This window comes from Streptomyces sp. WELS2, from assembly GCF_013870595.1.
GTDB lineage: Bacteria > Actinomycetota > Actinomycetes > Streptomycetales > Streptomycetaceae > Streptomyces.
The window spans coordinates 1-8,602 of record NZ_JACBWZ010000216.1 but is presented as its reverse complement, the minus strand read 5'-3'; the positions used below and the strand labels follow the sequence as shown (position 1 = coordinate 8,602).

Genomic DNA, 8,602 nt, shown 5'->3' with positions numbered 1-8,602 from the left:
CGTGGCGAACAGCGCGCCGGGCGCGGTCCGTTCGGCCGGCAGCAGGTCGCCGATGCGGAAGCTGACCGACAGCGCCCGGCGGCGGGTGGCCTGGTGGATGAAGCGGATGCCGTCGCGGTCGGCGACCGCCAGCGACACCGACTCGTCCAGTTCGCCGGCGAGGGCGTCGGCGCGCGCGCCGAGCAGGGCGGGCAGCCGCAGGGCGGCCAGGTAGGCGTTGCCCAGCTCCAGCACGCCGGGGGTGAGGACGACGTCGCGGCCGTCGAGGCGTACGTAGCCCATGCGGGCCAGGGTCGCGGTGATCCGGTCCACCGTGGAGCGGGCGAGTCCGGTGGCCCGCTCCAGCGCGCCCGGGCTCAGCGTGCCGCCCGCCTCGGCCAGCCGGCGCAGCACCCCCACTCCGCGCACCAGCGGCCCGACCGCCTCCACCGGCACCCCGGCCCCGGCACGGGCGTCGGCATCCACTGCGGTCATCGCGGGCATCGTCTCTCCGATACGGCGTCGGGGCACGCCTACGGTAAACCGGGCGAGGACCGCCCGCGCCCCCTCAGGACTCGTCCGCCACCTGCACCACCCCGCCGCCCCGGGTCACCCGGACCCGGTAGTTGCCCTCCGCGTCCGTCGAGACCACCCGCACGCTGATGCCGTGCCGCGGGTCCTGGAAGGTCTCGCCGGCGGCGAACGGGGCGTCGGAGAGTTCCGCGTGGACGTTGGGGCTGCGGGTGCAGCCGCCGCTGCCGCGGTGGCTGTCGAAGACGGTGACCGGGCCGCGGCCGGTGTCCACCGCCGCGTCGATCCGGTAGATCAGGACGCCGGGACGGCACACCGCCTCGTCGTTGCCGCCCTGGGCGCGGACCTCCAGCGCGTAGGTGGTGCGCGCGGTGACCGGTATCAGGACCAGCTTGCCGCCGCCCTGCTGGTACAGCGGGGAGAGGGTGAACTCGGCGCTGCCCGGGGCCGCCGCGCAGCCGACCTGCCCGCCGTCCAGCCAGCCCAGCTTCCACTTGTGCCAGCCGAGCAGGTCGTTGTTGGCCCCCCAGTCCTCGCTCATGATGTCCCAGTGCCCGACCGCGCCCCCGCCGTCCTGCGTGTACAGGTCGGGCAGGCCGAAGGTGTGGCCGTTCTCGTGCGGCAGCACCCGGTATCCGGTGCGGTCGTAGGACCCGGAGCCGTCGTCCTGGCGGGAGTAGACGAACGAGGCGTTGGAGATGCGCACGCCGTCGGCCACCGGGGCGTCGTCGTTGCCGGCGAACGTCACGGACAGCACGGTGTCCAGGGCGGAGGGGCCGGCGTTCGGGGTGACCAGCACGTTCAGCAGGTCGTAGTCGCGGAAGTCCACCGCCGGGTCGGCGGCGGCCACGAGGTCCTGCACCAGGCTGCGGTAGCCGGGGTCGAAGGGCGCGCCGCGCTCTATGCCGTACTCCCGGAACGGCTTCGGCATGCGCAGCCAGGTGGTGACGGGGGTCTCGGGCCGGTAGTCGAGGCGGCCGTACGAGGCGGTGTGGAACCAGTCCTGGGTGCGCGGGAAGAACTCGTGGAAGCGGTCCATCGCGTCGCCCTCGCCGGGCGCGTCGGGGAAGTCGACCATCAGGGTCAGGGCGTGGACGGTGCCGGTGGAGCGGGAGTAGCCGGGCGGGGTGGGCAGGCCCTCGGTCATCTGCACGTCCATACCGCCACGGATCATGCAGGGCAGGAGCGCGGAGGAGCGGGCCGGTCCGAGGGGCCCGGCGGCGGTGGGCGCCGTCAGGTGTCCGCTCCCGGCCGAGGTGCCGACCGCGAGGGTCAGCGCGCTCACCAGGGTCAGGGCGGCCACCCGGCGCGGGCGTATGCGGCGGCGGGGCTGCGGATGCGGCTGCATGCAGGGACCTTTCGCGCCACGGCAGCCGCCGGTCACCGGCTGCACCCTTGCGCTCACCCTGGGGCGGCGGGGCGGCGGGCGCGCGCTGGAGGAGACCGAGGGGGGGAAACCGGGTCCGCGACCGGGTGAAACCCGGCGGACGGTGCTTGTGTCCCAGGTCACAGTGATTCTTCGGCCCGGCGGGAAATAACCGGGGACGCTTTCCCCGTTTAGCCCTGTGTCCGAGCGAAACGGGGAGTCCTTCCCCGGTTCGCCCCTCAAGCCAAGGAGTACGCCGTGTCCGCCGCCACCGCCCCCGCCGAGCGAAAGGTGACCCGGCCGCGCGCCGACGCCCTGCGCAACCGGGAGCGGATCGTCGGCGCCGCCCGGGAGATGATCGTCGAGCACGGCCCGGACGTGCCGATGGACGACATCGCCCGCCGGGCCGGCGTCGGCAACGCCACGGTGTACCGCAACTTCCCCGACCGGGACGCCCTCGTCCGCGAGGTCGTCTGCTCCGTGATGGACCGCACGGCCGCGGCGGCCGAGCGGGCCCTCGCGGAGAGCGGGGACGCCTTCACCGCCCTGGAGCACTTCGTGCACGCCTCCGCTGACGAGCGGATCGGCGCGCTGTGCCCGATGGTGTCCGGCACGTTCGACCAGCACCACCCCGACCTGGTGGCCTCCCGTGAGCGCGTCGAGCGGCTCATCGAGGAGGTCATGGGCCGGGCCAAGGCGGCCGGGCAGCTCCGGCCGGATGTCGGTGTGGGTGATCTGATGATCGCCGTGGCCCAGCTGAGCCGGCCCCCGGCCGGCACGGACTGCCCGCGCGGCGACCGCTTCGTCCACCGACTGCTGCAGTTGTTCCTCGACGGCCTGCGGGCGCCCGCCCGTTCCGCCCTGCCGGGCAAGGCCGTCAGCATCAAGGAGCTGCGCGCCTCCTGACCGATTAGTTCAGCTCCCGCGCCCGGTCCACCGACGGTACGGCGGTTCGTACGGCCGTTCCCTTCCCGTTCACCGTTCCGCCTTACTCCGTTTTCTCAGCATTTTTCACCACGCTGTCCGTCACCAGCCGAGTCCCAAGGCTCCGAAGTCCTGAAGTGGGTATCCCCATGTCCGAAACAGCCCGCAAGGCTGCCGGCCTCGCCGCCCCGAGCGGTGACGCCAACCGCTGGAAGGCGCTCGTCTTCATCGCGCTCGCCCAGCTGATGGTCGTCCTGGACGCCACCATCGTGAACATCGCCCTGCCCGCGGCCCAGAAGGACCTGGGCATATCCGACGGCAACAAGCAGTGGGTGATCACGGCCTACGCGCTCGCCTTCGGCGGTCTGCTGCTGTTCGGCGGCCGGGTCGCCGACCTGTGGGGCCGCAAGCGCACCTTCGTGCTCGGCCTGGCCGGCTTCGCCGCCGCCTCCGCGCTCGGCGGTGCCGCCACCACCGGCCCGCTGATGTTCGGCGCCCGCGCCCTCCAGGGCGTCTTCGGCGCGCTGCTCGCCCCGGCCGCGCTGTCCCTGCTGGCCGTGATGTTCACGGACGCCAGGGAGCGCGCCAAGGCGTTCGGCATCTACGGCGCCATCGCGGGCGGTGGCGGTGCCGTCGGCCTGATCCTCGGCGGCTTCCTCACCGAGTACCTGAATTGGCGCTGGACCTTCTTCGTGAACGTCCCGTTCGCCGTGGTCGCCGCGGCCGGCGCCTACTTCGTCATCCGGGAGCCGGAGGGCGGCCGCAACCGCAACCCGCTCGACATCCCGGGCGTCCTGCTCTCCACCCTCGGCCTGGTCGCGCTCGTCTACGGCTTCACCCGTGCCGAGTCCGACGGCTGGAGCGACACGGTGACCGTGTCGATGTTCGTCGCCTCCGTCGTGCTGCTGCTCGCGTTCGTGCTGGTCGAGACCAAGGTCAAGGCCCCGCTGCTGCCGCTGCGCGTGGTGACCGACCGCAACCGCGGCGGTATCTACCTCTCGCTGGGTCTGGCGATCATCGGCATGTTCGGCCTGTTCCTCTTCCTGACCTACTACCTCCAGGTCGTGAAGGGCTACTCGCCGGTCAAGACCGGTTTCGCCTTCCTGCCGATGGTGGTCGGCATGATCACCGGCTCCACCCAGATCGGCACCCGGCTGATGACCCGGCTGCCGGCCCGGCTGCTGATGGGCCCCGGCTTCCTGGTCGCCGGCGTCGGCATGCTGCTGCTGACCCAGCTGGAGATCGACTCCTCCTACCCGGCGCTGCTGCTGCCCGCCATGCTGCTGCTCGGCCTCGGCATGGGTACGGCGTTCATGCCGGCGATGTCCCTGGCCACCCAGGGTGTCCAGCCCCGGGACGCCGGTGTCGCCTCCGCGATGGTCAACACCTCGCAGCAGGTGGGCGGCGCGATCGGCACCGCCCTGCTGAACACGATCGCCTCCTCGGCGACCACCTCGTACGTCAAGGACCACATCGCCGGGGCCGCCGGCACGCCGCGGCAGCAGCTGGTCGGGCTCCAGGGCATGGTCCACGGCTACACGGCCGCGATCTGGGTCGCCGTCGGCATCCTGGCGCTCGCCTCGCTGATCGCCTTCACCTTCGTCAACGCCGGCCGCCCGAACACGACCGCCGTGATGACCGGCGAGGGCGCCGAGGACGAGGTCCCGGTGCCGGTGGTCGCCCACTGACCGCCGCGGTGAGCTAGCGGAGCCAGGGCAGGTCCGCACCCGCTTCCTTGGGCTGGAGGCCCTCGGCGACGATCTCCATGATCTCGCCGAGGGCCTTCTGCTGTTCCGGGCTCAGCCGGTCGAACAGCGCCTGGCGCACGGCGGCCACATGGCCGGGCGCGGTGCGCCGCAGCACCTCGACGCCCTCGTCGGTGAGCACGGCGAACTGGCCGCGCTTGTCGGCGGGGCAGTCCTCCCGGCGGACCCAGCCGTTCTTCTCCAGCCGGGCGATGGCGTGCGAGAGCCGGGAACGGGTGATCTTGGCCTGCATCGCCAGCTCGGTCATCCGCAGCCGGCGGCGCGGGGCCTCGGCGAGGCCGACGAGCAGGCCGTAGTAGACGTGCGGCATCCCCGCGTCACGCTGGAGCTGCCGGTCGAGGTGGTCCTCCAGGAGGGTGGTGGCGTGCAGATAGGCGCGCCAGACGTGCTGTTCCTCGGCGGTGAGCCAGCGGGGCTCGGCGGCGGAGTCCGGTGCCTTGTTCATGTATCCCACTCTACGAGGCGGCTTCTTGAAACTTGAACAAGCAGCGGGTAGGGTCCCGGGCTGAAACTTGAGAGTTCAAGCAACATCAGATCCCCGGAGCCGCCGCGATGTCCGCCACCGCCCAGGAGCGCATGCCCGCCCTGTACCTCAGTCACGGCGCCCCGCCGCTCGCCGACGACCCGGTCTGGCCCGGCCAGCTCGCCGCCTGGTCCGCCGCCCTGCCCCGCCCCCGCGCCGTCCTCATGGTCTCCGCCCACTGGGAGGAGGCCCCGCTCGCCCTCGGCGCGGTCGAGACCGTCCCGCTCGTCTACGACTTCTGGGGCTTCCCCGAGCGCTACTACACGGTCCGCTACCCCGCCCCGGGCGCCCCCGCGCTCGCCGACGCCGTCCGCAAGCTGCTGCGCGCCCCCGGGCTCCCCGTGCAGGACGTCCCCGACCGCGGCCTCGACCACGGCGCCTACGTGCCGCTCGTCGAGATGTACCCGGACGCCGACATCCCCGTCCTGCAGATCTCCCTGCCCACCCTCGACCCGGTCCGCCTGATGGACCTCGGCCGCAGGCTCGCCCCGCTGCGCGACGAGGGCGTGCTGATCGTCGGCTCCGGCTTCTTCACCCACAACCTCGCCGCCCTGCGGCACACCGGGCCGGGCGTGCCGAGCTGGTCGGCGGAGTTCGACGACTGGGGCCGGCGCGCCCTGGAGGGCCGCGACTGGGACGCCCTGCTCGGCTTCCTGGACAAGGCCCCGGCCGGCCGCTACGCCCACCCGCGCACCGAACACTTCGCCCCGCTCTTCGTCGCCATGGGCGCGGCGGAGGCCGGCGGCGGGCTGGACGCGCACAAGTCGGTGATCGACGGGTTCTGGATGGGAATGGCGAAGCGGTCCGTGCAGTTCGGATGAGGAGCGGTCCGGGGCGAGGGCGCCCCGGTCAGAGCTCCTTCTCGTACCAGGCCACGTCCCAGTAGCGGCCGAACTTGCGGCCGACCTCGTGGAACGTGCCGACGTGCCGGAAGCCGAAGCGGGCGTGCAGCCGCTCCGAGGGCTCGTTGGGCCGGGCGATCCCGGCGTAGGCGCGGTGGACGTCCTGTTCGGCCAGGGCCTTGAACAGGGCGTCGTAGAGCAGCGTGCCGATGCCGCGCCGGCCCGCGTCGGGGGCGACGTACACCGAGGTCTCCACGGACGTGCCGTACGCCGGTTTCGGCCGGTAGGGGCTGGAGGTGGCGTACCCGAGGATGCGCCGGGAGCCGGTGTCCGTGGCAACCATCAGCCGGTGCGGGCCGTCTTCCGGGTGGGAGAGCAGCCAGGGGCGGCGCTCCGCAGGGGTGAACACCGCGGTGTCGAATGTGATGGCCGTCTCACGGACGTAGTGGTTGTAGATCGCCGTCAGGGCGTCGAGGTCCCCCTCGATTCCCGGCCTGACCTGCGCTTCGGCACGATCCGTCGGCATTTCGCCTCCCCGTGTGGCGGACAGGGTACTGCATGATCAGAAAAATTGCGGGGCGGGTTGGGAATTCTGTCCGGATTCCAGTCGTTGTTTCCCTCGGATGCAGGGCACTCGGAGAGAGTCCCAGAGACAGTCCCTTCAGTGCCGCGCGTTCGCAGGACCACCCGCCCGACCACCATCGCAAGGGAGCACGCATGGCAACCCGTGCCGTCGCCCGTCGTCAGTCCGCCACCGGCGAGACGGCCGACTCGGCAAGCAGTGTTCGCGCTCATGGCGGCGAGATCGCAGACCGCGACCTGGTCGGCATGTACCTGGACGAGATCGCGCGTACGCCGCTGCTCGACGCCGCCAAGGAGGTCGAGCTGTCCCAGACCATCGAGGCGGGCGTGTTCGCGCAGCAGGTGCTCGACGGCGAGGAGGAGTCCCGCACGGACGCGACCCGTGAGGAGCTCGAGGCCCTGGTGGCCGCCGGTGAGCGCGCCAAGGACGTCTTCATCCGCTCCAACCTCCGCCTCGTCGTCGCGGTCGCCCGGCGCTACCCGCGCAGCGGTCTGCCCCTGCTGGACCTGATCCAGGAGGGCAACGCCGGCCTGGTGCGCGCCGTGGAGAAGTTCGACTACCGCAAGGGCTTCAAGTTCTCGACGTACGCCACCTGGTGGATCCGTCAGGCCATCACCCGCTCCATCGCCGACCAGTCCCGCACGATCCGGCTCCCCGTCCACCTGGTGGAGGAGCTGGGCCGCATCCGCCGCGTCCAGCGCGAGTTCAACCGCGAGCACGGCCGCGACCCGGAGCCCGCGGAGATCGCCGCCGAGCTGGGCTCGACGCCGGAGCGCGTCATCGACGTCCTCGACTGGGCCCGTGACCCGGTCTCGCTGAACATGTCGGTGGACGACGAGGGCGAGACCCAGTTCGGCGACCTGCTGGAGGACACCTCGGCGGTCTCCCCGGAGCAGTCGGTGCTCACCCTGCTGCGCAGCGAGGAGCTGGACGACCTGATCGGCCGCCTGGACCAGCGCACGGCCTCCATCATCAAGATGCGGTACGGCATCGAGGACGGCCGCGAGCGCACCCTGACCGAGGTCGGCAAGGAGCACGGACTCACCCGTGAGCGGATCCGGCAGATCGAGAAGCACGCGCTGCTGGAGCTGAAGAAGCTGGCCCGCGACACGGGGTTCGACGCGGCGGCGTGACGGCGGGACCGGGGTCCGCCGCAGGGGAAGCGTCCGGGGCGCAGCGCGTGACGCGGTGCGCGCGCCGGGTGGCGGAAGACGGCGCAAACATGGCGCTCTCCCGTCGCTTCAACGGCCGGGCCCGAGGGAACAACCCTTCCGGGCCCGCAAGCGGGCCCGGGGCCGGCACTCCCCACCCCCACACCGCACCCCCTGGCCGACGACGACGCCGGCCGACCCACGGAAAGCCACGTCCCGACGCAATCCCCCCCGGCGCCGGGACCTTCCGAGCCGGGCCTCGGCGCCTATCCCCCCCCGGGCGCCGGGGCCCGGCCTCTTTCCGTCCGGTGGGTTCCCTCAAGTGCGGGCGAGGCGCTCCCGCGTCTCGCAAGGCCCCGCGTCGCGCCGGGCCCGGGCCCCGCGTACTGGAACGGCGGCCCACCCCGTACCTGAACCCCGGGGTGGACCGCCGGATGGCAGATTCTGCCACACGGGCATAGCCTGCCGGGCATGAGCACCACCCAAAGCCCCGCCCACCAGCAGTTTTCCGCCTCCGCGCCGGTGTCCCTCACCGAACGCCGGAAGGCCGAGACACGGATGGAGATCGCCCGGGCGGCGGCGGCCCTCTTCGTCCGGCAGGGCCTGCGGTCGACCCGCGCCGAGGACATCGCCCAGGCCGCGGGCATCGCCCCGCGCACGTTCTACCGCTATTTCGCCACCAAGGAGGAGGCGGTCGCGCCCCTCTACGCCGCCGGCGCCCAGCGCTGGATCGAGGCGGTCCGCACGGCCCCGGCCGGCCTGCCCGTCCCGCAGGCCCTGGAACACGCGGTCCGCCACACCCTCACCCCCGGCCTCGGCGTCTCGGCCGCGTCCTGGGAGTGGCTGCGCACCCTGGTCCGCCTGGCCGGCACCAGTCCGGCCCTGCGCAAGGTCTGGGCCGAGGTGTGCCAGGCGTCGGAGGGCGCGCTGGCGGAGA

General features: G+C 72.6%; 9 protein-coding genes. 5 read left to right on the top strand and 4 right to left on the bottom strand.

Going from position 1 to position 8,602, the window contains the following annotated elements:
- The coding region (locus tag H5J33_RS15210; RefSeq protein ID WP_181795452.1) for a helix-turn-helix domain-containing protein at positions 1 to 483 on the bottom strand (483 nt) is incomplete at its 3' end.
- Positions 484 to 547: 64 nt separating this feature from the next.
- The gene (locus tag H5J33_RS15205; RefSeq protein ID WP_181795451.1) at positions 548 to 1,858 is read right to left on the bottom strand and encodes a M6 family metalloprotease domain-containing protein; all 1,311 of its coding nucleotides are present in this window, start codon (positions 1,856 to 1,858) and stop codon (positions 548 to 550) included.
- A gap of 276 nt (positions 1,859 to 2,134) precedes the next feature.
- On the opposite strand from H5J33_RS15205, the gene H5J33_RS15200 reads away from it, so the two are divergent.
- Positions 2,135 to 2,782 carry a TetR/AcrR family transcriptional regulator gene (locus H5J33_RS15200; RefSeq protein WP_181795450.1) on the top strand — a complete coding sequence of 216 codons (648 nt, stop codon included), beginning with the start codon at positions 2,135 to 2,137 and terminating at the stop codon, positions 2,780 to 2,782.
- 167 nt (positions 2,783 to 2,949) lie between these two features.
- Complete coding sequence (locus H5J33_RS15195) at positions 2,950 to 4,488, top strand: MFS transporter (protein ID WP_181795449.1); 1,539 nt, start codon at positions 2,950 to 2,952, stop codon at positions 4,486 to 4,488.
- Positions 4,489 to 4,501: 13 nt separating this feature from the next.
- Here H5J33_RS15195 and H5J33_RS15190 read toward each other — a convergent pair whose 3' ends face one another.
- Positions 4,502 to 5,011: a MarR family winged helix-turn-helix transcriptional regulator gene (locus H5J33_RS15190; protein ID WP_181795448.1), complete on the bottom strand. Its 510-nt coding sequence runs from the start codon at positions 5,009 to 5,011 to the stop codon at positions 4,502 to 4,504.
- A 107-nt stretch (positions 5,012 to 5,118) separates the two neighbouring features.
- Between H5J33_RS15190 and H5J33_RS15185 the strand changes: the two genes are divergently transcribed.
- Positions 5,119 to 5,910 (top strand): dioxygenase, encoded by a 792-nt coding sequence (locus H5J33_RS15185; RefSeq protein ID WP_181795447.1) that lies wholly within the window; start codon positions 5,119 to 5,121, stop codon positions 5,908 to 5,910.
- A 28-nt stretch (positions 5,911 to 5,938) separates the two neighbouring features.
- Here the strand turns inward: H5J33_RS15185 and H5J33_RS15180 are convergent, their stop codons facing one another.
- Positions 5,939 to 6,457 carry a GNAT family N-acetyltransferase gene (locus H5J33_RS15180; protein WP_181795446.1) on the bottom strand — a complete coding sequence of 173 codons (519 nt, stop codon included), beginning with the start codon at positions 6,455 to 6,457 and terminating at the stop codon, positions 5,939 to 5,941.
- Between the two features lie 191 nt (positions 6,458 to 6,648).
- Between H5J33_RS15180 and H5J33_RS15175 the strand changes: the two genes are divergently transcribed.
- Complete coding sequence (locus tag H5J33_RS15175) at positions 6,649 to 7,647, top strand: RNA polymerase sigma factor RpoD/SigA (RefSeq protein ID WP_181795445.1); 999 nt, start codon at positions 6,649 to 6,651, stop codon at positions 7,645 to 7,647.
- Between the two features lie 576 nt (positions 7,648 to 8,223).
- Positions 8,224 to 8,602 (top strand): TetR family transcriptional regulator (locus H5J33_RS15170; protein WP_181795453.1); only part of this gene is annotated, 379 nt, incomplete at its 3' end.